Raw genomic sequence first — 21,433 nt, forward strand, 5'->3', positions numbered from 1 at the left:
GCTCGGGTGGCTGTGTTGTCGGGGCTGCGCGGGCTGGGGTCGGCGCGGGCGTCGGCCCTCACCCCAACCCCTCTCCCGGGGGGAGAGGGGCTTTGAGCGCGGAGCGGCGGCTCGGGTGGGCTGTGCGCGCCCGAGGCTGCGTGGACTTGGCATCGGGGCGAGGTCGGCCCTCACCCCAACCCCTCTCCCGGAGGGAGAGGGGCTTTGAGCGCGGAGCGGCGGCTCGGGGCGGGCTTTGGTGTCGGGGCTGCGTGGACTTGGGTCGGTGCGGGCATCGGCCCTCACCCCAACCCCTCTCCCGGGGGGAGAGGGGCTTTGAGCGCGGAGCGGCGGCTCGGGGCGCCGGAGCCCCTCTCCCTCTGGGAGAGGGGTGGGGTGAGGGCGACCGGCGCTGCGAAGGCCGATCCCAGGCAATCCCAGCGCGCGGCTTACTCGTCCCGCGTCCAGTCGGACCCGCGCTTCGCCGGCTTCACTCCGGGACGCCCCCCGCTCTTGGGGGCCGGCTTGCCCGCGGGGCGGGTCTCGGCCTTCTGCGCCAGGCGGGTCGCCAGCTGGCCGGCGGCGCCGGCGAGTTCGTCGCGCAACTTGAGATAGTTGCCGACCCGGCGCGGTTCGAGGATGCCCGCTTCCACCGCCGCATGGATCGCGCAGCCCGGTTCGCTGCCATGCGTGCAGTCGCGGAACCGGCATTGCGCGGCGATCGCCTCGACATCGGCGAACCCGCCTTCGGCAAGGTCTTCCTCGCCGGTCGGCTTGAGTTCGCGCATGCCGGGCGTGTCGATCAGGCAGGCGCCCGATGGCAGCGGGATCAGCGCGCGATAGGTCGTGGTGTGGCGCCCGCGGTCGTCGGTCTCGCGCACCGCCGCGGTCTTCATCCGTTCGGTGCCGAGCAGGCTGTTGGTCAACGTCGATTTGCCGGCGCCGGAACTGCCCACCAGCACCGCGGTCATGCCGGGCCGGAGCCAGCGATGCAGGCCCTCGACGCTGCGGGGATCGCGCGCGTTGACCGGCACCACCGCAACACCCAGCCCGGCGATCTCGGTCAGCGCCTCGACCGCGGCAGCGATGTCGGCCTCGGGCTTGTCCGCCTTGGTCAGCACGATCACCGGGGTGCCGCCGCCCTGCACCAGCAGCAGGTAGCGCTCGATGCGCCGCGGATTGAAATCCGCGTCCAGTCCGCAGACCACGAGCACGGTGTCGATGTTCGCGGCGATCAGCTGCTGCTTGTAGTGCTCGCCGGCCGCGGCGCGCTTGATCGCACTGCGCCGGGGCAGCATCGCGACGATGCGCTTGCCGTCCTCGACCAGCACCCAGTCACCGACCGCGGCGCGGTCTTCCGGCGCGATCGTGCCCTTGCGATATCCGCTCCGGCGCAGCCACTCGGGCAGCGATTCGACCGGGATCGCCTCGCCCGGCGCGCCGGCGACCAGATACCCCGAGCGGTGCTGTTCGACCACGCGCATCGGCAGCGCCTGCGGATGGGCTTCCATCACCTGCGCCCATGCGCCAGAAGGCGCCCCGTCGAATGGCCAGCCGATCGCGCGCAGCGCGGCGTCGGCGGAAGTCACGGGATCGGGCGGGCAGTCTGCATGGGCGGATTCTACGTGCGCCGGCGCCGCGCGGGCGATCCGTGGCCTCGGCACCACAGCCGGGACGCGGCCGCGACCACGCGGTTTTCCGCTAGCATCCGGCGACATGCCCGCGCCGAGCCCCGCTCCGATGTCCGCCCCCTTCAAGACCCGCGAACGCCTGACCGAAGTCCGTTACGAGATCCGCGGTGAACTGGCCCGGCGCGCGCGCGAACTCGAGGCGCAGGGTCGCACGCTGATCAAGCTCAACATCGGCAACCCGGGCGCGTTCGGGTTCCGTGCGCCGGAACACCTGCAGCGCGCGATCGCCGAGCGCATCCACGACACCGATCCTTATACCCACCAGCAGGGCCTGCCGGCCGCGCGCGAGGTCGTCGCCGCGCATCACATCGCGCGCGGCGCGCGCGACGTGTCGGCCGAGCGCGTGTTCGTCGGCAACGGGGTCAGCGAACTGATCGACATCGCCCTGCGGGCGCTGCTCAATCCCGGCGACGAGGTCCTCGTGCCCTCGCCCGACTATCCGCTGTGGTCGGCGGCGACCATCCTCAATGACGGCCGCCCGGTCTTCTACCAGTGCAAGGAAACCGACGGCTTCCTGCCAGACCCCGATGCGCTCGAGGCGCTGGTCTCGCCGCGTACGCGCGCGATCGTGCTGATCAATCCCAACAACCCCACCGGCGCGGTCTATCCGCGCGCCCTGCTCGAGCGCATCGTCGCGATCGCCGCCCGCCATGGCCTGCTGCTGCTCTGCGACGAGATCTACGACGGCATCACCTTCGATGGCGCTGCGTTCGAGCCGATCGCGCCGATTGCCGGCGACGTGCCCTGCGTGTCCTTCGGCGGACTGTCGAAGGTGCATCGCGCCTGCGGCTGGCGCGTCGGCTGGGCTGTGCTGTCGGGCGACGAGGCACGCAGCCGCGACTTCCGCAACGCGATGGACCTGCTCGGAGCCTTGCGCCTGTGCGCGAACGTGCCGGGGCAGTTCGCGATCGAGGCCGCGCTGACCGGCACCGACACGATCAGTGCACTGTGCGCGCCGGGCGGCCGCCTGCACGAAGCGCGCCGCGCGGTGGTCGAAGCCTGCGAGGCCAGCGCCTATCTGCGGCTGGTCGCGCCGGCCGGCGCGCTGTACGCGTTCCCGGGCATCGCCGAGGCGGATGCGCAGGGCTTCGACGACCATGCATTCGCCCTCGAGCTGATGGAATCCGAAGGCGTGCTGGTGGTGCCGGGCAACAGCTTCAACGTGCCCTACCGCAACCATTTCCGCGTGACCCTGCTGCCCGAGCCCGCGCAGCTGCGCGAGGTGTTCGCGCGGATCGAGCGCGTGCTGGAACGCCAGATCGGCGACGCGCGCAAGGTCGTACCGCTCGCCACGCGCCGGGCGCGCACGGCATGAGGCCGGCGCGCTATCTCGCGTTGGGCGACAGCTACACGATCGGCGAGGGCATCGCGCCCGAGGATCGCTGGCCGGTACGGGTGGCCGATGCGCTGCGCGCGACAGGCATCGCCCTCGACGAGCCCGAGATCATCGCCACCACCGGCTGGACCACCGACGAACTCGACGCCGGCATCGACGCCGCCGCGCCCGAAGGGCCGTTCGACCTGGTGAGTCTGCTGATCGGGGTCAACGACCAGTACCGCGGCCGCGATGTGGCCAGCTACCGGCCGGCGTTCGCCTCGCTGCTCGAGCGCGCGATCGGTTTCGCCGGCGGCGAGCCGGCGCGCGTGTTCGTGCTCGCGATTCCGGACTGGGGCGTGACCCCGTTCGGCGCGCACTCGGGCCGCGATGTCGAAGCGATCGCGCGCGAGCTCGATGCCTACAACGCTGCCGCGCAGGCGATCTGCGCTGCACGCGGCGTCGCTTTCGTCGACATCGCACCGGTCAGCCGCGCCCTTGGCGGCGAGGTGGAAATGCTCGCCGACGACGGCCTGCATCCATCCGCCGCGCTGCACGCCGAGTGGGCGCGACTGGCATTGCCGGTGGCGCGCGGCTTATTGTCCCGGGCATGACTTCCAACGCTTCCGATTCCACCTCGCTTGCCGATACGCCGCTTTCGACGACACCGTTTCCGCGCGAGGACGCACGCGGCATCGCCCGCGCGTTTCTGCCCGGGCATGTCCTCGGCAACCGCTACGACTACTACTACACGCTGACGAAGCTGCGGACCGATCCGCTGTATCCGGGCGTGTTGCAGGCGCTGCGGCCGACCACTGCACCGGTGCTCGACCTGGGCTGCGGGCTTGGCCTGCTTGCACACGCGCTGCGCGCGGACGGGCAATCGCTTCCCTTCACCGGCGTCGACATCGACGCGGCCAAGATCCGCCGCGGACGCGCAGTCGCCGCGCGCGCGGGACTTGCCGATGTGCGCCTGGATGTGCTGGATCTGGGCGTCGGCCTGCCCGATCACCGGGGCAGCGTCACCATTCTCGACGTGCTGCAGTACCTCTCGCCGGAGCGACAGCGCGAACTGCTCGGCAACGTGATCGCGATGCTGGTGCCCGGCGCGCGCCTGGTGATCCGCAGCGGACTGGCCGACGACACGCCGCGCAGCCGCACCACCCGCATCACCGATCGACTCGCCAATCTCGCCGGCTGGATGCAGGAGCGCGCGAAGAGCTACCCCACCGCCGACGGGCTGCGCAGCCAGCTCGAGGGCGCCGGGCTGCAGACCACGCTGCGGCCGCTGTATGGCGACACGCCCTTCAACAACTGGCTGATCACCGGCATCCGCGCATGACCGCCCGCGACGGACTGCCGCACGCGCCGATGCTGGCGCTCGACGATCCGTCATGGACCCGTCTTCAATGCGCCCACGGTTCGGCGCGCGGTATTCCCGCGCTGCTCGCGCAGCTCGATGGCGCCGGCGAAGACCACGTGCGGGGCGAACCCTGGCAATCGCTGTGGACCGCCATCTGCGATGGCGGGGAGGTGTACCCGGCCGCATTCGCCGCCGTGCCGCACATCGTCGCGATCCTCGCCGAGGCGCCCGAGCGCGCCACGGCCATCCACTTCGCGCTGCCGGCCCGCATCGAACTCGCCCGCGCCGCGCGGGATGCGGAGATTCCGGACTATCTGATCGACGGCTATGTCACCGCGCTCGCGCGGCTGCCGCTGCTCACCGGCCTCGTCGCCACGCCGGCGTGGAACGGGCGGATGTGCAGCGCCGCCCTGGCCGCGACCGCGGCGGCGACCGGTCAGCACGCAGTTGCCGAACTGCTGCTGGAAACCGACGACCTCTGCGAGGTACTCGCAGGGTTGCAGGACGCTTAGCGGTCGATGCGCTGATCGGCGCACACGGCGGAATGGCGAGCGCGTCATCTTCCGGTCCGCCCGCTGGTTGCTGCCACCCTCACCCCAACCCCTCTCCCGGGGGGAGATTCGCCATGCCGGGCGCCGAGGGCCGCAGGGCGGCTGACGATTGAAGTGACGCGCGGACTGCAGCTGTGCTCAGAACAGCCCGCTCCCGGAGGGCGCTCGCCCGCCGCGCGGCCGATCGGTGGCGGCCTGGGTCAGGCGGAGGCGTCTGGCAGCGTCGCGCGCAAGCCCTTCGCCTGCATGCGCGCGAGGACCCGCTCGACCATCGCGACGTTGCGGCCGTGCTTCGCGCCCTCGTGCAGCAGCACGATCGCGCCGGGGGCCAGATCGGCCTCGATGCGTGCGACCACCGCGTCCACGTCCGCCTTCACCGCATCGAAGCCGCGCGCGCTCCAGCCGACGCGGGCAAGCCCCGCCTCGCGCAGCGGCGCGTGCACGAAGGGATTGGTATGGCCCACGACGGAGCGGAACCACGCCGGCGCACGGCCGGTGATCGTGCGCAGCGTGTTCTGGCAGTCGAGCACCTCGCGCCGCATCCGCGCCGGCCCCAGCGCCCAGAACCGGGCCTGGGGATGGGTCTGGCTGTGGTTGCCGATGCCGTGGCCACGCGCGGCGATCTCGCGCACGAGATCCGGCCGGGCGGCGGCGCGCTCGCCCACCAGGAAGAACGTGGCCTTCGCATCGTGCGCATCGAGCAGGTCGAGCAGCGCGCGGGTGTCGTCGGAGGGGCCGTCGTCGATCGTCAGCCAGACATCCTTGCCCGGCAACCGGGTCAGCACCGGCCCGTACAGGCGCGATGCCGGTGCCAGGACGCCCCACAGGCAGATCGCGTGACTGTCCAGCAGCAGCGGCAGGCCCACCGTCCACCCCAGCCGCCACCAGACCAGGGCGATCAGCAGCTGCGAGGCGATCAGCACCGGCAGCCAGAGCTGCGGGCGACGGGGCGGGCGGTGCACGGACATGGCGCGCATGATGCCATCGACCCCGCCGCGCAACGCCGCGTTGCGGGCGCCCAAAGCCCGTCGCGGGCTTGTATCGGCGGCCCCGCGGTACCATGTCGGCCGTCCCCCGCACACCGGATTTACGCCATGTCCCTCGACCCCGCCGTCCGCGCCCGCATCGAAACCCTGCTGCAGGGCAACCGGGCCGTGCTGTTCATGAAGGGCTCGCCGACGACCCCGCAATGCGGCTTCTCCGCCAAGGCCGTGTCCGCGCTGGAAGCGGTCGGCGTCGACTACGCGACCGTCAACGTGCTCGAGGACGGCGAGATCCGCGAGGGCATCAAGGCCTACGGTGACTGGCCGACGATCCCCCAGCTGTATGTCGACGGCGAACTCGTCGGTGGCAGCGACATCATCGAGCAGATGGTCGGCAGCGGTGAGCTGCACGGCCTGTTCGGCGTTGCCCCGCCCGACCGTACGCCGCCGTCGATCTCGATCACCCCGGCCGCGCGCGAGATGATCGCCAAGGCGGTCGGCGACGCCGGCGGCGACTACGTGCTGCAGGTCGACATCGACGCCAGCTTCCGCACGCGCCTGCAGCTGGCGCCGCGCAGCGCCTCGGCGATCCTTGCCCGGGCCGACGGTATCGATGTGCAGTTCGACCTCGCCGGTGCCCGCCGCGCCGACGGCATGACCATCGATTTTGCCGACGACATCCGCGGCCGCGGCCTGGTGATCGAGAACCCCAACGCGCCCAGGCCCGTGCAGGAGATCAGCCCGGCCGAGGCCAACGACCGCCTTGCGGCCGGCACGCTGACCCTGGTGGACGTGCGTCCGCCGGAAGAACGCGCCACGGCGAGCGTCGCGCGGCCGTTCGAGGTCCTCGACGGCGACGCGATCACCCGCCTGCAGCAGCTGCCCAAGGACACGCCGCTGGCGTTCCTGTGCCATCGCGGCGGCCGCAGCCAGCAGGCCGCCGAGCATTTCCGCAACCAGGGCTTCACCCAGGTCTACAACGTCGTCGGCGGCATCGACGCCTGGAGCGACAGCGTCGACGGCAGCGTGCCGAAGTACTGAGCCGTTCAGGCCTTGCGGGGCCGGCGCCACGCGCGTCCGGCCATCCGACGCGCGGGCCGCCAGCGGCGGGTGCAGGGGCCGGCGACCGGAGAACGATCGCCTGCCGCGCGCCGTTGCGTGGAGCCTGGCGCACCCGGCCGGATGATGCACGGGGACCAGGCCCGGTCCGGGCCGAGCGCCGCCGGTCCGGTTAATGCGGTCCCAACGGCGCGTGCGCAGTTCCTCAAGTCGTGGCCGGGCCTGCCGCTAGGACAGAGTCCGCATCCGCGTGCGCGTAGCGCATCGGCGCGCCGTCCTTTCCCGTGAGCCCCATGCCCGCACCGACCGCTCCCAATGCCACTTCGCGCATGCGCGACGCGCCCGACGGCAGCGGAGGGGCAATCGATTCCCGGGCGCTGGTCGCCCTGTTCGCCGGTGCCGACGATCCCCAGCAACTGCTTTCGGCCTTCGCCGACGGCGTCGCCGGCCTGCACGACGAACTCGGCAGCCTGGGTGGCTACCTGCAGTCCGCCCGGCGCAGCGAGGACTGGCCGGCCTACGGGCGGGCGATGCGCCAGCTCATCGACAAGTACATCCGCACCGTCGAACTGGATGCGCCGCCGCCGACCGATGCGCAGGCACTGCGGCTGCGTGACCTGCTGCGGCATGCGGTCGGCAGCGCACTCGCCGGGCTGCTGCGCAGCGAGCCTGCGCTCGCCGACGAAGCGATCGCCCTGGCTGCGGATCTGCGCGGCTGGACACCGGGCCAGGACCTCGACGCACTGTCCCGACGCATCACCGACCTGTGCCATCGCGTCGGCGTGCATGGCCAGGACGCAGAGGAGCACGTTTCGCTGCTGCTCGGCCTGTTCGACCTGCTGCTGGAGAACATCGGCGAGCTGCTCGACGAGAAGAGCTGGCTGCATGGCCAGATCGGGCAGATCCGCAGCCTGCTCTCCGGCCCCCTGAGCCGCTCGGCGATCGAGGGCGCGCGCACCGAGCTTCGACAGATGCTCTACCGCCAGACGCTGCTCAAGACCGGCATAGACGAATCACGGACCGCGATGCGCGCGATGATGGGCACCTTCGTCGAGAGTCTCGACGGCATGGCCGCGCAGACCGGCGAGTACCAGGACCGCCTGACCGGCCACGCGGTACGGATCCGCGAGGCGCGCAGCATCGGTGAACTCAACGGGCTGCTCGACACCGTGCTCGAGGACACCGGGCACATCCAGGCGCGCGCGGTGCGTGCGCGCGACGACCTGGTGGCCGCCCGGCGCGAGCTTGAAGAGAGCGAGCGGCGCCTTGCGCAGATGGAGCAGAAGCTCAGCGACGCCGCCGGACTCGCCCGCGAGGACGAACTCACCGGTTGCCTCAACCGCCGCGGCTTCGATGAAGCCTTCGCGCACGAGACAGCGCGCGCGCGGGAAGACCGGCCGCTGTGCATGGCGCTCGTCGACCTCGACGATTTCCGCCGGCTCAACGCAGTCCACGGCCATCTCGGCGGAGACGCCGCGCTGCGCCACTTCGTCGACATCGCGCGCCTCACCCTGCGTGACCACGATGTCATCGGCCGCTTCGGCGGCGAGGAATTCGTGATCCTGATGCCGGCCATGACCCTGCCGCACGCCCTCGCCGCGATGGCAGGGCTACGCACCGTGCTCTCCCGGCGCCCGCTCGTCCAGGAGAATGCCCGGATTCCGGTGACCTTCAGCGCCGGCATCGCCCTGCGGCGCCCTTCGGAGTCCTTCGAGTCGCTGCTCAAGCGCGCCGACCAGGCCATGTACCAGGCCAAGCGCGCAGGCAAGGACCGCAGCGTGGCCGCATCGGGCTAGGGGGCCACCCCGGCCTCGGCCGGATCGTGAGGTCGGCCCGACCCGCTACACTCCCGCGTCCGCATCGAGGGGAACCGCATGCTGCCGGGCTGGGTACTGCTGCTGGTGTCACTGGGCTACGCGGCGCTGCTGTTCGGGGCGGCCTGGTACGGCGACCGCCGTCCCCTGTATCCGCAGCGCCCCTGGTTGCGCACGGCTGTCTACTGCCTCGCGCTGGCGGTGTACTGCTCGTCGTGGACGTTCTACGGCGCGGTCGGGACCGCGGCGCGGCAGGGCCTGGGCTATCTGCCGATCTACATCGGCCCGCTGCTCTTGCTGGTGTTCGGCTGGCGGATCCTCGAACGACTGGCGTTGATCGCGCAGTCGCAGAACACGGTGTCGATCGCCGACTTCATCGGCTCGCGCTATGGCCGCTCGCAGCGGCTGGCCGCGCTGGTCGCGCTGATCGCGCTGATGGCGGCGGTGCCGTACCTGGCCCTGCAGTACAAGGCGGTGGCGATCAGCCTGGGCGTGCTCGGCGGACCGGACGACCCGGTCACCCCGTTCGGCGATCCGGCGTTCTACGTCGCCGCCCTGATGGCGCTGTTCGCGATCCTGTTCGGCACGCGGCAAGTGGATGCCACCGAGCATCGGCCCGGCATGATGCTGGCGGTCGCGCTGGAATCGCTGATCAAGCTCGTGGCGCTGGTCGCGGTGGGCATCTTCGCGATCATGTGGCTGGACGCGCGCGAGCTGCACCTGCTCGAGGCCACCCGCGCACTGGTCGGCAACGCGCCGCCGACCAGCTTCCTCGCGCAGTGCCTGCTGGCATTCGCCGCACTGATCTGTCTGCCGCGCCAGTTCCACGTTGCGATCGTGGAATGCGGAGACGTGCGCGACATCCGCCGTGCGCGCTGGCTGTTCGGCGGCTACCTCGTGGTCATCTGCCTGATGGTGCTGCCGATCGCGAGCGCCGGCGTCGCGCTGTTCGGGCGCGACGGGCCGGTGGCGCCCGACAGCTTCGTGCTGGCGCTGCCGATGGCGATGAATGCCGATTCGCTGGCGCTGTTCGCCTACATCGGTGGCTTCTCCGCGGCGACCGGCATGGTGATCGTCTCGTCGGTGGCACTCGCGACGATGGTCAGCAACGACCTGGTGATGCCCCTGCTGTTGCGCCGCGGCTATGCCGAGCGCCACGGCGGCAACGTGGCGCGCACGGTGCTGTGGATCCGCCGTGTCGCGATCATCGGTCTCGCCGCGCTGGCCTACGGCTACTACCGCGCCAGCGGCAACGAGACCACGCTGGCCGCGTTCGGCCTGATGGCCTTCGTCGCGGTGGCCCAGTTCGCGCCGGCGCTGATCGGTGGGCTGTACTGGCGCGGCGCGAGCCGGCGTGGCGTGGAGGTGGGCCTGCTGATCGGCTTCGGCGTGTGGATCTACACGCTGCTGCTGCCCACGCTCACGCAGTCGGGCTGGCTCGATCCGCAGTGGCTCGCCAGCGGGCCCTTCGGCATCCACTGGCTGCGTCCGCACGCGCTGTTCGGGCTCGCCGGCTGGGATCCACTGACCCACGGCACGTTCTGGTCGCTGCTGCTCAACGTGGGCGCCCTGCTGCTCGTGTCCGCGCGCTGGCGCCCGACGCTCGACGAGCGCCTGCGCGCGGCGCCGTTCCTGGACCCCTACGCCGAACGACGAACCTTCGCCTCCGAGGAATGGAGCGGCAATGTCGACATCGGCGACCTGCTGACCCTGACCGGACGCATCGTGGGCGAGCGCACCGCGCGCGCGGCGTTCGACGAGCACGCGCAGGCGCAGGCGCAAGGCAAGCCGCTTGTGCACAACACGCCGGCCGACCGCACCTGGCTGCAGTTCACCGAGCGCCAGCTCGCAGCCGCAGTCGGCGCCTCGTCGGCGCGCCTGCTGATGACCAGCGCGCTGAAGGGCTCGGGCATGGAGGTCGACGAAGTCGTCGCGATGCTCGACGAAGCCGGTCAGGAACTGCGTTTCAATCGCGAGGTGCTGTCGTCGACGCTGGAGAACATCGACCATGCGGTCAGCGTGGTCGACCCCACGATGCGGCTGGTCGCGTGGAACCGCAGCTACCAGCGTCTGTTCGGCTATCCCGACAACATGCTCTACGTGGGCCGGCCGGTCGCCGACCTGATCCGCTACAACGCCGAGCGCGGGGAGCTTGGCCCACGCGACGCCATCGACATCGACACCGAGATCGACAAGCGCATTGCCTACATGCGCGCCGGCTCGCCACACGTGTCCGAGCGCGTGCTCGGCAACGGCAAGGTCATCGAGCTGCGCGGCCAGCCGCTCCCCGGCGGCGGCTATGCGACCAGCTACAGCGATGTGACCGACTACAAGCGCGTCGAGCGCGAGCTGCGCGACATCAACGAGACCCTGGAGCATCGCGTCGCCGAGCGCACCCGCGAAGCCGAGGCTGCGCAGGAGTCGCGCTCGCGCTTCCTCACCGCGGTGAGCCATGACGTGCTGCAGCCGCTCAATGCCGCGCGCTTGTTCACCTCCGCGCTGCGCGAAACCCAGGATGGCGCGGAACAGAAGCATCTCGCCGAACGCGTCGACACCTCGCTGCGCGCCGCCGAGGAACTGCTCGACGGTTTGCTCGATGTCTCGCGCCTCGACGCGGGCGCGCTGAGGCCCGAGATCGTCGACTTCGACGTGTCCGAACTGCTGCGCCAGCTTGCCGGGCAATACGCGCCGATGGCGAAGGCGCGCGCGCTCGATATCCGCCTGCATGCACCGCCCATGCCGGTGCGCAGTGACGCTCGGCTATTGCGCAGGGTGCTGCAGAACTTTCTTGCCAATGCGCTGCGCTACACCCGCAGCGGTCGCATCGTGCTGGCGGCGCGCCGCCGGGGCGACCAGGTAGCGCTGCAGGTCTGGGATTCGGGTCCCGGCATTCCCGAACACCACATGAGCCAGATCTACGACGAATTCCACCGCTACGAACAGAACTTCGACTGGGACGGGCGCGGCTTGGGCCTGGGCCTGTCGATCTGCCAGCGCATCTCGCGCCTGCTCGGCCACACGCTCGATGCACGTTCGACCGTCGGCCACGGCAGCATGTTCTCCATCACCGTGCCGCGCAGCACCCTCGCGGTGTTGCCGCCCATCGTGCCGCCGACGCCGCTGCAGGACGAATCGCTGCACGGCCTGCGCGTGCTGTGCGTCGACAACGACGACGACATCCTTGCCGGCATGCGCGCCCTGCTGCGGCGCTGGGGCGTCGAGCCGCTGTGCGCCAAGACCATCGACGAAGCGATCGCGTGCATGGAACAGGGGCCTGACGTGCTGCTGGTCGACTACCACCTGCACGACCGTCTCGACGGCCTGGATACCCTCGATACGCTGCGCGGCATCGCACCCGACGTGCCCGGCGCCCTGCTGACCGCCGACGGCAGCGACACGCTCAAGCAGACCGCGCGCATCCGTGGCTACACGGTGCTCACCAAGCCGGTCAAACCGGCCTCGATGCGCGCCTTCCTCGGTGCCCAGCGCATGGCCGCCAGCGCGCGGCGCGCGCGCACGGCCTGAGCGCCGCAGCGGCGCGCGGACGCACAGGCGCGCGCCGATCGACCCTGCCCGGTGCCGCCGCGCCGTTCGCCGCCTGGAAAGTGCCCCATGTCGAACGCGCCGCTGCCGTGAACGCCGGGCGCGGTGGCCACGCTGATCACCGATGCCCAGTCGCGCAGCGTGATCGCGCGGATTCGCAGCGCGGAATGACGGATTTCTAACGCGTCCGGTTGCTAGGCTTGCGCCTTCGCAACGCGATGGACGCCGCATGAGTACACGCTATCTGATCCGACTGCCCGAACCCGAACAGGCGCGCGCCTCCGGCGTCCATGCGATCCGCGCGCAGGGTGCCGCCGGCATCGCCGCCGAAGTGGAAGACGCGCTGCGCGGCAATGCGCTGTTCACGCGCTGGCGCTCGGAGCAGCCCGACCCCGACGACGTCGACGAGGCCCTCGGGGTCACCGACCCGTCCGCCCGGGTCACCGGCGAGGATCGGGATCTCGGCGTCGATCTGGTCGTGAACACGTCCATCTCCAGCACCGTGCTCAAGCATCGCCTGCGCCTGCTTGCCGGCAGCGCCTGGGAACTGCGCGACGTCCGCGCCGGCTGAGTGACCGCGCCTCCGCCGAGCCAGGTGCTGCTGTCGTGGAGCGGCGGCAAGGACGCAGCCTGGGCCCTGCACGTGTTGCGCCAGCGCGGCGATGTCGATGTGGTCGGGCTGCTGACGACGATCGTCGAAGGCGCCGATCGTGTGTCGATGCAGGACATCCGCGTCGAGGTCGTCCATGCGCAGGCCGCGTCCGCTGGCCTGCCGCTGATCGAGATGCGCGTGCCGCGGCAGCCCGACAACGCCGTCTACGGCGCGCGCTTGGCCGAGGCGCTGCAGGTCGCACGTAGTCGTTGGCCATCGCTGCGCACGCTCGCGTTCGGCGACCTGTTTCTGGACGACATCCGCCACTGGCGCATGCAGCAGTGCGCGCGCCTGGGATGGGAGGCGGCGTTCCCCCTGTTCGGGCGGGACACCGCCGCGCTGGCGCGCGAGATGCAGGCCGGCGGGCTGCGTGCGGCGCTGTGCTGCGTCGACACCACGCAGCTCGACGCCAGCTTCGCCGGAAGCGACTTCGATGCCGACCTGCTGGCCGCGCTGCCGGTGCAGGTCGATGCCTGCGGCGAACGCGGCGAGTTCCACACCTGCGTCCTCGACGGGCCGATGTTCGCCGCGCCATTGATGCTGGCGCGCGGCCCCACCGTCCTGCGCGAGGGGCGCTTCGCCTGCACCGACTTCCTCGCGCGCACCTGAGCCCCGTGCTCGCGCGTTGATGCGGGAGAGGAGTCAGCCCCCGTCGCGCAGCGCCCGGGCGTGATGCGCGATGTGCTCGCCGATGAAGCTGGCGATGAAGTAGTAGCTGTGATCGTAGCCGGGTCGCATGCGCAGCTCGAGCGGATGGCCGGCCGCTTCGCAGGCGGCGCGCAGCACTTGCGGCTTGAGCTGGCCTTCGAGGAACTCGTCGGCCTCGCCCTGCTCGATCAGCAGCGCGAGCCGCTCGGGTGCATCGGCGATCAGCGCGGTGGCGTCGTACTGGGCCCATGCGCTGCGGTCGTCGCCGAGGTAGGCACCCAGCGCCTTTTCGCCCCACGGCACCTGGCTGGGCGCGACGATCGGCGAGAACGCCGACACGCTGCGATACCGACCCGGATTGCGCAGGGCGATCACCAGCGCCCCGTGCCCGCCCATCGAATGCCCGCTGATGCCGCGCGCATCCGTCACCGGGAAGTTGGCCTCGATCAGCGCCGGCAGCTCGCGCACCACGTAGTCGTACATGCGGTAATGCGTCGCCCAGGGCTGCTGCGTGGCATCGACATAGAAGCCGGCACCCTTGCCGAGGTCGTAACCGTCGGCATCGGGTACGTCGTCGCCGCGCGGACTGGTATCGGGCGCGACCAGGATCACGCCGTGCTCGGCGGCATAGCGCTGCGCGCCGGCCTTGGTGATGAAGTTCTGCTCGTTGCAGGTCAGGCCCGACAGCCAGTACAGCACCGGAAGTCGCGCCCGCTCCGCCTGCGGCGGCAGGTACACCGCGAAACGCATCGTGCAGTCGAGCGTGTCGGAGGCGTGTTCGTAGACATCCTGCCAGCCACCGAAACAGGCGCGGTGTTCGATGCGTTCGATCGCCATGTCAGCGCTCGCCCTGTGCGGCAAGGCGGACCTGGAGGGTCTTGAGCACCGCCGGATCGCCGCGGGTTTCGATGCGCGCTGCCTGGGCAAGCGCGCGGATACGCAGTGCGTAGAACGCTTCGGGAAGTTCCTCGTATTCGTCGGGCGCGGCGATCATGACCCCCGCCGTGATCAGGCCCGCCTGCTTCCATTCGCGGTCGAGGGCGGTGAGGATCGCCCCGTCGATCAACTGCAGGTCCCGCTCGTCCAGGCGTTCGATCGCGTCGCGCGCTTCCTGTCCGACCTCGACACTGTCGAGCATCGCCGCCAGGGCGGACTTCTCCACGGGCCCGGCCATCAGTAGTGCACCACGGAGCGGATCGACTTGCCTGCGTGCATGAGCTCGAAGGCGTCGTTGATCGCGTCCAGATCCATCGTGTGGGTCACGAACGGCGCAAGTTCGATGTCGCCCTTCATCGCGTCCTCGACCATGCCCGGCAGCTGGCTGCGGCCCTTGACGCCGCCGAAGGCGGTGCCCATCCACTTGCGCCCCGTAACCAGCTGGAACGGACGCGTGCTGATTTCCTGGCCGGCGCCGGCGACGCCGATGATCACGCTCTGGCCCCAGCCGCGGTGCGCGCACTCGAGCGCGGCGCGCATCACGTTGACGTTGCCGATGCACTCGAACGAATGATCGACGCCCCAGGTGGTCATCTCGACGATCACCTGCTGGATCGGCTTGTCGTGGTCCTTCGGATTGATGCAGTCGGTGGCGCCGAATTCTTTGGCGAGTTCGAACTTCGACGGATTGGTGTCGATCGCGATGATGCGGCCGGCCTTGGCCTGGCGCGCCCCCTGGATCACCGCCAGGCCGATGCCGCCGAGGCCGAACACGGCGACGCTGTCGCCCGGCTGGACCTTGGCGGTGTTGTGCACGGCGCCGATGCCGGTGGTCACGCCACAGCCGAGCAGGCAGACCTGCTCGGGATTCGCTTCCGGGTTGATCTTGGCCAGCGACACCTCGGCCACCACGGTGTACTCGCTGAAGGTCGAGCAGCCCATGTAGTGGTAGATCGGCTCGCCGTTGTAGGAGAAGCGGGTGGTGCCGTCGGGCATCACGCCCTTGCCCTGGGTCGCGCGTACTGCCACGCAGAGGTTGGTCTTGCCGCTCTTGCAGAACAGGCACTCGCCGCACTCGGCAGTGTAGAGCGGAATCACATGGTCGCCGGGCTTGACCGACGTCACGCCCTCGCCGACCTCCACCACGATGCCCGCGCCCTCGTGGCCGAGCACGACCGGAAACAGGCCCTCGGGATCATCACCCCACAACGTGAACGCGTCGGTGTGGCAGACGCCGGTGTGGGTGATGCGGACCAGCACTTCGCCCGCCTTGGGCGGGGCGACGTCGATCTCGACGATCTTCAGCGGTTCGCCTGCGGCGAACGCGACTGCGGCGCGTGACTTCATGAGGGAACTCCCGGAAACGGTGATTACTTGAGATAGGTCCGCACCAGCGCGACGGCATCGTCGACGCTGGCGCGGCGCTGCTCGGGCGATTCGGCCGGCTGGCCGAGCTCCCCGCGCAGGTGGCTTTCGAGCACGCCCGACATCACGCCATTGACCGCCCCGCGCAACGCCGCGAGCTGCTGCAGCACGGGGCCGCAGTCGGCGCCGTCCACGAGCGCGCGCTCGAGCGCATCGAGCTGCCCGCGCATGCGCCGCACGCGGGCCAGGACACGCTTCTTCTCGTCGGGGGAATGCGGCATGACGTCCGGCCTGAATACTCCCGGGGAGTATACGCCAGCGCGCCTGACGGGTCAGCCGGTCGGAGACTCGTCGGGGATCAGGCCGGCGCCGACCAGCATCCGGTGCACACGCTCCTGCACATAGGCATCGTGCTCTTCGGGCACCTGCTCGATCAGCGGCGCGGCTTCGTCGGAGAATGCGTCGAGTACGCCGTCGTGCGGCGTCTGCGCCATCAGTTCCCGGAGCCGCGCTTCGAGCCGGGCGAGCATCGCGTCGATTTCGGTTCTGGTCTGCATGGCGACCATCGTGGACCTGCCGATGTCATGCAGGTGTCGATGCGCAGCCGGCATACGGACCGCTCAGCGCGACTTGCCGGCCACCGGCACCGCCACTCGCGCCCAGGTAGGCGCATGGTCGCTGGCCTTCTCCTGGAGCCGCGCCCAGCGATCGACGCCCACTTCCTCGAGCCCGCCGGCCAGCACCGGATTGAGCAGTATGTGGTCGATGCGCAGGCCGCGGTCGCGCTCGGCATGCTGGCGGAAGTAGTCCCAGAATGTGTAGACCACCTCGTCACCGAACACCTCGCGCAGCGCGTCGGTCCACCCCTGCGCGAGCAGCGCCGCATAGGCCTCGCGCACCTCCGGCTGGATCAGCGCGTCCTTGCGCCATGCCTTGGGGTCGTAGACGTCGATGTCGTCCGGGATGACGTTGAAATCGCCGAGCAGCACCACCGGATGCGGCAGGTCCACCAGCGTGCGCGCGTGTTTCGCCAGCCGCGCCATCCAGCGCAACTTGTAGTCGAACTTCGGACCGGGCTGCGGATTGCCGTTGGGCAGATACAGCGCGCCGACGACAATGCCGTGCGCCGCCGCCTCGAGGTAGCGGCTCTGCGTGTCCGTGGGGTCGCCCGGCAGACCGCGCCGGTTCTCGACCGGTATCGCGTCGCGGGCCAGGATCGCCACGCCATTCCATGACGACTGGCCGTGCCAGATCGCGCCATAGCCCGCCGCCTCGATGGCCGCAGCCGGGAACGCGGCGTCGGTTGCCTTGAGCTCCTGCAACGCGACGATGTCCGGCGCCTCGTGCGCCAGCCATTCGAGCAGGTGCGGCAACCGCGAGGCGATGCCGTTGACGTTGAAGGTGGCGAGTTTCAGGTGGCGCTTTCGGGGGGCCATGCGGTCGGGCTCCGATCGGGTGACGTGTTCCTCGGCGGTCGCTTCCGCGTGGCCGGCAATGCCAGGAGCAGACGGGAACGCTCAGCGGTCCCAGGGCAGCCAGCGGTGCCTGGGCACCTTGCGCGACGCCACCAGCACGATCACCGCGCTCGACAGCAGGATGCCCGAGACCAGGCCGCCGACGGCCAGCAGGCCGCGGGTGGAGATCGAGACCGCGCCGTCGACCGAGGCATTGCCGACTCGGATGCGCAGGCTTGCGGTGTGCGCGGGCGAGGTGTCGGACAGGTCGATCGTGCGCTGGAGGTCGCGTGCCATGGGAGTCTCCGGTACCGGGAAGACCCGCATGCTCTCAGGCGCGCCGTGAAAGCAGAGCGCGAACTCGGGGGCCAAGCACTGCACGCCGATACCGCGCCGCCATGCTGCTGTTCGACGCCTGCGGCAACGGCAGGCGCCCCCGCTCGCCGATGGCCCGGGTGGCCCACCGAGGCGGCAGAAGCCCGCTGGCGCCACCCGACCTCGAGCCCGCCACGCTCGCGCCAGCTATCGTCGTGCTTGTGGGCGGCGACGTCGGCGTCAGTGTCGAACAAGCGATGCTGCGACGCTGAGCTGCAATCAATCCGCGGGCGTGGGCATCGCCGCATCGTCGAGCGCGGTCGCGCGCTGCCAGGCAGGACGCGCCTGCAGCCGGGCGGCGTATTCGACGAACGCGGGCCGCGGCGGCAGCGACTTGAACAGCTGCCCCCAGATGACCTGCGCGCCGGCATAGACGTCCACCGCGGTGAAGCGCTCGCCGGTGAGCCAGGGCGCTGCGGATGCGGCCGCGTGCTCGAGCGTATCGACGGTACGCTCGAAGCTGCCATAGCCGACCGTGCCCGCACGCTCCGGCGGCGCCAGCAGGTCGAGCGCTTTCGCCGAGACCGCGGCCTCGAGCGGGCCGGCGGCGAAGAACATCCAGCGGTAGTAGGCAGCGCGCGCGGCCGGGGTCGGCGCGGGCAGCAGGCCGGCCTGCGGAAAGGTCTCGGCGAGATAGGCGCAGATGGCCGCGGTCTCGGTGACCACGACCCCTTCATGCACCAGCACCGGCACCTTCCCCATCGGGTTGAGCGCGAGGAACTCCGGGGCGCGCATGGCACCGTCGTAACCGGTCAGCTCGACACGATAGGGCTGGCCGACTTCCTCGAGCATCCAGCGCGCGATGCGGCCGCGCGACATCGGGTTGGTATAGAGGACAAGCGCTTCGTTGGCCACGGGCGGTGCTCGCGTTCGGGGAGCGGCCGAGTGTGCGCCCGACGCGCCGCAGGCGGCAATCGCGGCGACCGCTGAGCGTTTCGCAGCGCCGCTCTCAACCGGTGTTCTGGATCCCGGCCGCAATTCCGTTGACGGTCGAGACCAGGGCCCGCAGCAACGCCTCGTCCTCGCGACCGGTCTCGCGCCAGCGCCGCAGCAGTTCCACCTGCAGCAGGCTGATCGGATCGACATAGGGATTGCGCAGACGGATCGACAGCTGCAGTCGATAGTCGTCGGCAAGCAGCACATCCTGCGACTTGAGCAGCAGGATGGCATCGCGCGTGCGCAGGAATTCGTCGAGGATGCCCGGGAAGAACGCCTCGTGCGCGTCGCCGGCCAGCTGCGAATAGCGTTCGAAGATCGCGATGTCGCTCTTGGCCAGCAGCATCTCCACATCGTCGAGCGCTGCGCGGAAGAACGGCCAGTCGCAAGTCATCTCGGTCATCGCCTGCTGGCCATGCACGACGATGCCGTGCTGGAGCGCGGTGCCCAGCCCGTACCAGCCGGTGAGTCCGGAACGATTCTGCGACCAGGCGAACACCCAGGGGATCGCCCGCAGGTTGCCGATGCCGCCTTCGCGCCTGCGCGATGGACGCGAGCCGATCTGCAGCCGTTCGATCACGTCGATCGGCGTCGCGGTGCGGAAGTAGTCGGGAAAATCGCTGCGCTCGTGCACCAGCGCGCGGTAGTGCGCGCGCGACACCTCGGCCAGCTCGGCGGCGATCGCGCGCCAGCTGTCTTCGCGCGGGTCGGGCGCGCGCGGGCGCAGGGTCGCCTGCAGCACCGCGGCGGTCGACTGTTCGAGGTTGCGCAGCGCGAGCGCACGGATGCCGTACTTGCGGTGGATCACCTCGCCCTGTTCGGTCACCCGCAGGCTGCCGTCCACCGAACCACGCGGCGCCGCATCGATCGCGCGGCCGGTCTTGCCGCCACCGCGGCTCACCGAGCCGCCACGGCCGTGGAAGAACACGATGCGCAGGCCGGCCTCGCGGGCGAGCGCGGTCAGCTCGACCTGGGTGCGCTGCAGCGCCCAGCGCGAGGCCAGCAGGCCGCCATCCTTCGCGCTGTCGGAATAGCCGAGCATCACCACCTGCCGGTCGCCCCGCGCGGCCAGGTGCGCGCGGTAGCGCGGGTCGTCGAACAACGCGCGCATCACCGCGGGCGCGGCCTGCAGATCGTCGACGGTCTCGAACAGTGGCGACACGTCCAGCGGCACCTGGCCGGCCTCGACGCAACCGGCAATGCGCGCGAGCGCCAGCACCGCCAGCGCATCGGCCGCGCTGCGCGCCATCGAGATGATGTACAGGCCGGTCGCCGCAGCGCCATGGCTGCGGCGCAGATCGGTGACCGCATCGAACACGCCGAGCGTCGAGGCAACGCTCTCGTTCGACATCGCGCCCCCGGCCCCCGGCGGCGCGTCGAGCATCGCGTGCAGTCGCGACACGCGCGTTTCGACATCGAGCGCGCTCCAGTCGCTGCCGTCGATGTGGCCGAGCACCTCGTCGTGCACCGCCGAATCCTGGCGCAGGTCGAGCGCAGCGAGATGGAAGCCGAAGGTCCGCGCGCGCCACAGCAGACGCTCGAGCGCGAACAGGCCGGCGTGCGCGCCGCGGTGCTCGCGCAGGCTCGCCTCCATCAGTGCCAGGTCGTCGAGGAATGCGGTGGCGTCCGGGTAGCCGGCGCGGTGGTCGGCATCGGTCAGGCGCAAACGCAGCTGCATCAGGTCGAGCAGGCGCCGGTAGGGCATGTCGGCATGGCGCGGATTGAGCACGGACTCCGCATCCGGCAGCCGGCGCCGGTAGTCGTCGACGCGCGCGATGACCGCTTCGTCGACCGACACCCGATCGGAGGTCTGGGTCAGCACGTTACCCAGCGCGCGCAGGTCGCGGCGGTACTGCGCCAGTGCCTGGCTGCGCTGCGCGCCGAGCGCCGCGCGCATGGTGTCGGCGTTGACGTTGGGGTTGCCGTCCATATCGCCGCCGACCCAGGTGCCGAAGCGCAACACCTGCGGCAATGCGGGACGCGTGCCGTACACGGACTCGATGGCATCGCCGAGCGCCTCGTAGAACACCGGCAGCACGCGATAGAGCACGTTGGACAGGTAGTAGCCGACATGCTCGACCTCGTCGGCGACGGTCGGCTTGCGCGCGGGCGATTCCGAGGTCTGCCAGGCCGAGGTCAGCGCCAGCACGATGCGCTCGTCGTCGGCGCGACGCTCGATCGGCGTGCGCTCGCGATCGATGTCGGCAATCAGGCGCTCGACAATCGTCCGCTCCTTCTCCAGCAGCACGCGGCGAACGGCCTCGGTCGGGTGGGCGGTGAACACCGGCTCGATGCTCAGGCGTGCCAGCACGGCCTCGAGCTGTGGCAGATCGACGCCGGCGTCCCGCAGCGAACGCAATGCCGCTTCCAGCCCGCCAGGCTGCGGGCCATCGCCGGCGCGCTGGTAGTCGCGGCGGCGGCGGATGCGATGGACACGTTCGGCCAGGTTGATCGCGCCGAAATAGGCGGCGAATGCCCGCACCAGCGCGTCTGCATCGTCGAGCGAAACCCCGGCCAGGCTCTCTGCGAGCGCGTCCACCGGCGCGCCCATCTCGCGCCGCGCGATCGCCGCCCGGCGCACACCTTCCACCTGCTCGAGCAGGGCTGGCGAGACCTGTTCCGAGAGCATGTTCCCGACCATCGCACCGAGCCGGCGCACATCGTCGCGAAGCAGGCGGTCGGTCTGGGCGAATCCGATATCGCGCAGCGGCGGCAGATCGTCTTGGGCACTCATCCGGTCACGTTATACAAGCCCCACGTGACTGTCGC

The 21,433-nt window shown here is 70.6% G+C and carries 21 protein-coding genes; 10 read left to right on the forward strand and 11 right to left on the reverse strand.

Annotation, left to right across the window (positions count from 1 at the left end; translation table 11 throughout):
• Window positions 1-428 precede the first annotated feature (428 nt).
• Window positions 429-1,568 carry a ribosome small subunit-dependent GTPase A gene (rsgA, locus tag EGK76_RS09105; protein WP_233580239.1) on the reverse strand — a complete coding sequence of 380 codons (1,140 nt, stop codon included), beginning with the start codon at window positions 1,566-1,568 and terminating at the stop codon, window positions 429-431.
• Between the two features lie 127 nt (window positions 1,569-1,695).
• Between rsgA and EGK76_RS09110 the strand changes: the two genes are divergently transcribed.
• From EGK76_RS09110 to EGK76_RS09125, 4 genes are read left to right on the forward strand one after another with little or no spacing between them, the layout of a single operon-like run.
• Entirely contained in the window at window positions 1,696-2,985 is a 1,290-nt protein-coding gene (locus EGK76_RS09110) for an aminotransferase class I/II-fold pyridoxal phosphate-dependent enzyme (protein ID WP_123832398.1), read from the forward strand.
• Entirely contained in the window at window positions 2,982-3,599 is a 618-nt protein-coding gene (locus EGK76_RS09115; protein WP_123832399.1) for an SGNH/GDSL hydrolase family protein, read from the forward strand. The genes EGK76_RS09110 and EGK76_RS09115 overlap by 4 nt, the downstream gene beginning before the upstream one ends.
• Window positions 3,596-4,327: a methyltransferase gene (locus tag EGK76_RS09120; protein ID WP_123832400.1), complete on the forward strand. Its 732-nt coding sequence runs from the start codon at window positions 3,596-3,598 to the stop codon at window positions 4,325-4,327. Before EGK76_RS09115 ends, EGK76_RS09120 begins: the two co-directional genes overlap by 4 nt.
• Window positions 4,324-4,860: a hypothetical protein gene (locus EGK76_RS09125; protein ID WP_123832401.1), complete on the forward strand. Its 537-nt coding sequence runs from the start codon at window positions 4,324-4,326 to the stop codon at window positions 4,858-4,860. Before EGK76_RS09120 ends, EGK76_RS09125 begins: the two co-directional genes overlap by 4 nt.
• Window positions 4,861-5,099: 239 nt before the next feature.
• Here the strand turns inward: EGK76_RS09125 and EGK76_RS09130 are convergent, their stop codons facing one another.
• On the reverse strand, window positions 5,100-5,876 hold the full coding sequence (locus EGK76_RS09130) for a polysaccharide deacetylase family protein (protein ID WP_123832402.1): 777 nt from the start codon (window positions 5,874-5,876) through the stop codon (window positions 5,100-5,102).
• A 117-nt stretch (window positions 5,877-5,993) separates the two neighbouring features.
• Here EGK76_RS09130 and grxD point away from each other — a divergent pair, with 117 nt between their 5' ends.
• From grxD to EGK76_RS09155, 5 genes are all read left to right on the forward strand, one after another.
• The gene (grxD, locus tag EGK76_RS09135) at window positions 5,994-6,923 is read left to right on the forward strand and encodes a Grx4 family monothiol glutaredoxin (RefSeq protein WP_096296999.1); all 930 of its coding nucleotides are present in this window, start codon (window positions 5,994-5,996) and stop codon (window positions 6,921-6,923) included.
• Between the two features lie 311 nt (window positions 6,924-7,234).
• Entirely contained in the window at window positions 7,235-8,737 is a 1,503-nt protein-coding gene (locus EGK76_RS09140) for a GGDEF domain-containing protein (protein ID WP_123832403.1), read from the forward strand.
• Between the two features lie 78 nt (window positions 8,738-8,815).
• A complete protein-coding gene (locus tag EGK76_RS09145; protein ID WP_123832404.1) occupies window positions 8,816-12,280 on the forward strand; it encodes a PAS domain-containing hybrid sensor histidine kinase/response regulator in 3,465 nt (1,154 codons plus the stop codon).
• Between the two features lie 247 nt (window positions 12,281-12,527).
• Window positions 12,528-12,869, forward strand: a complete 342-nt coding sequence (locus tag EGK76_RS09150) for a hypothetical protein (RefSeq protein WP_096296996.1) — start codon at window positions 12,528-12,530, stop codon at window positions 12,867-12,869.
• On the forward strand, window positions 12,870-13,559 hold the full coding sequence (locus tag EGK76_RS09155) for an adenine nucleotide alpha hydrolase (protein WP_123832405.1): 690 nt from the start codon (window positions 12,870-12,872) through the stop codon (window positions 13,557-13,559).
• Window positions 13,560-13,592: 33 nt separating this feature from the next.
• Here the strand turns inward: EGK76_RS09155 and fghA are convergent, their stop codons facing one another.
• From fghA to EGK76_RS09190, 7 genes are all read right to left on the reverse strand, one after another.
• Window positions 13,593-14,429, reverse strand: coding sequence for an S-formylglutathione hydrolase (gene fghA, locus EGK76_RS09160; protein WP_123832681.1), 837 nt, complete (start codon window positions 14,427-14,429; stop codon window positions 13,593-13,595).
• Between the two features lie 7 nt (window positions 14,430-14,436).
• Window positions 14,437-14,772, reverse strand: coding sequence for a DUF3658 domain-containing protein (locus EGK76_RS09165; RefSeq protein WP_123832406.1), 336 nt, complete (start codon window positions 14,770-14,772; stop codon window positions 14,437-14,439).
• Window positions 14,772-15,881, reverse strand: a complete 1,110-nt coding sequence (locus EGK76_RS09170; RefSeq protein ID WP_123832407.1) for an S-(hydroxymethyl)glutathione dehydrogenase/class III alcohol dehydrogenase — start codon at window positions 15,879-15,881, stop codon at window positions 14,772-14,774. Before EGK76_RS09170 ends, EGK76_RS09165 begins: the two co-directional genes overlap by 1 nt.
• Before the next feature lie 23 nt (window positions 15,882-15,904).
• Window positions 15,905-16,180: a formaldehyde-responsive transcriptional repressor FrmR gene (gene frmR, locus EGK76_RS09175; protein ID WP_123832408.1), complete on the reverse strand. Its 276-nt coding sequence runs from the start codon at window positions 16,178-16,180 to the stop codon at window positions 15,905-15,907.
• 51 nt (window positions 16,181-16,231) lie between these two features.
• Window positions 16,232-16,456 carry a hypothetical protein gene (locus EGK76_RS09180; protein ID WP_123832409.1) on the reverse strand — a complete coding sequence of 75 codons (225 nt, stop codon included), beginning with the start codon at window positions 16,454-16,456 and terminating at the stop codon, window positions 16,232-16,234.
• 63 nt (window positions 16,457-16,519) lie between these two features.
• Window positions 16,520-17,335: an exodeoxyribonuclease III gene (gene xth / locus EGK76_RS09185; RefSeq protein WP_123832410.1), complete on the reverse strand. Its 816-nt coding sequence runs from the start codon at window positions 17,333-17,335 to the stop codon at window positions 16,520-16,522.
• A gap of 81 nt (window positions 17,336-17,416) precedes the next feature.
• The gene (locus EGK76_RS09190) at window positions 17,417-17,650 is read right to left on the reverse strand and encodes a hypothetical protein (protein ID WP_123832411.1); all 234 of its coding nucleotides are present in this window, start codon (window positions 17,648-17,650) and stop codon (window positions 17,417-17,419) included.
• A gap of 101 nt (window positions 17,651-17,751) precedes the next feature.
• Here EGK76_RS09190 and EGK76_RS09195 point away from each other — a divergent pair, with 101 nt between their 5' ends.
• Window positions 17,752-17,940 carry a hypothetical protein gene (locus EGK76_RS09195; RefSeq protein ID WP_096296988.1) on the forward strand — a complete coding sequence of 63 codons (189 nt, stop codon included), beginning with the start codon at window positions 17,752-17,754 and terminating at the stop codon, window positions 17,938-17,940.
• 7 nt (window positions 17,941-17,947) lie between these two features.
• On the opposite strand, the gene EGK76_RS09200 is transcribed toward EGK76_RS09195, so the two are convergent.
• Window positions 17,948-18,583 carry a glutathione S-transferase gene (locus EGK76_RS09200; protein ID WP_096296987.1) on the reverse strand — a complete coding sequence of 212 codons (636 nt, stop codon included), beginning with the start codon at window positions 18,581-18,583 and terminating at the stop codon, window positions 17,948-17,950.
• Between the two features lie 94 nt (window positions 18,584-18,677).
• Complete coding sequence (gene ppc / locus EGK76_RS09205) at window positions 18,678-21,398, reverse strand: phosphoenolpyruvate carboxylase (protein ID WP_123832412.1); 2,721 nt, start codon at window positions 21,396-21,398, stop codon at window positions 18,678-18,680.
• Window positions 21,399-21,433 lie beyond the last annotated feature (35 nt).

Source organism: Luteimonas sp. 100069 (assembly GCF_003813845.1).
GTDB classification, from domain to species: Bacteria; Pseudomonadota; Gammaproteobacteria; order Xanthomonadales; family Xanthomonadaceae; genus Luteimonas; species Luteimonas chenhongjianii.

Coding starts and splice junctions, on each gene's coding strand:
- EGK76_RS09110 (WP_123832398.1), top strand. CDS start 1,696: ATGCCCGCGCCGAGCCCCGCTCCGATGTCCGCCCCCTTCAAGACCCGC.
- EGK76_RS09115 (WP_123832399.1), top strand. CDS start 2,982: ATGAGGCCGGCGCGCTATCTCGCGTTGGGCGACAGCTACACGATCGGC.
- EGK76_RS09120 (WP_123832400.1), top strand. CDS start 3,596: ATGACTTCCAACGCTTCCGATTCCACCTCGCTTGCCGATACGCCGCTT.
- EGK76_RS09125 (WP_123832401.1), top strand. CDS start 4,324: ATGACCGCCCGCGACGGACTGCCGCACGCGCCGATGCTGGCGCTCGAC.
- EGK76_RS09130 (WP_123832402.1), bottom strand. CDS start 5,876: ATGCGCGCCATGTCCGTGCACCGCCCGCCCCGTCGCCCGCAGCTCTGG.
- grxD (WP_096296999.1), top strand. CDS start 5,994: ATGTCCCTCGACCCCGCCGTCCGCGCCCGCATCGAAACCCTGCTGCAG.
- EGK76_RS09140 (WP_123832403.1), top strand. CDS start 7,235: ATGCCCGCACCGACCGCTCCCAATGCCACTTCGCGCATGCGCGACGCG.
- EGK76_RS09145 (WP_123832404.1), top strand. CDS start 8,816: ATGCTGCCGGGCTGGGTACTGCTGCTGGTGTCACTGGGCTACGCGGCG.
- EGK76_RS09150 (WP_096296996.1), top strand. CDS start 12,528: ATGAGTACACGCTATCTGATCCGACTGCCCGAACCCGAACAGGCGCGC.
- EGK76_RS09165 (WP_123832406.1), bottom strand. CDS start 14,772: ATGGCCGGGCCCGTGGAGAAGTCCGCCCTGGCGGCGATGCTCGACAGT.
- EGK76_RS09170 (WP_123832407.1), bottom strand. CDS start 15,881: ATGAAGTCACGCGCCGCAGTCGCGTTCGCCGCAGGCGAACCGCTGAAG.
- frmR (WP_123832408.1), bottom strand. CDS start 16,180: ATGCCGCATTCCCCCGACGAGAAGAAGCGTGTCCTGGCCCGCGTGCGG.
- EGK76_RS09180 (WP_123832409.1), bottom strand. CDS start 16,456: ATGCAGACCAGAACCGAAATCGACGCGATGCTCGCCCGGCTCGAAGCG.
- xth (WP_123832410.1), bottom strand. CDS start 17,335: ATGGCCCCCCGAAAGCGCCACCTGAAACTCGCCACCTTCAACGTCAAC.
- EGK76_RS09190 (WP_123832411.1), bottom strand. CDS start 17,650: ATGGCACGCGACCTCCAGCGCACGATCGACCTGTCCGACACCTCGCCC.
- EGK76_RS09195 (WP_096296988.1), top strand. CDS start 17,752: ATGCTGCTGTTCGACGCCTGCGGCAACGGCAGGCGCCCCCGCTCGCCG.
- ppc (WP_123832412.1), bottom strand. CDS start 21,398: ATGAGTGCCCAAGACGATCTGCCGCCGCTGCGCGATATCGGATTCGCC.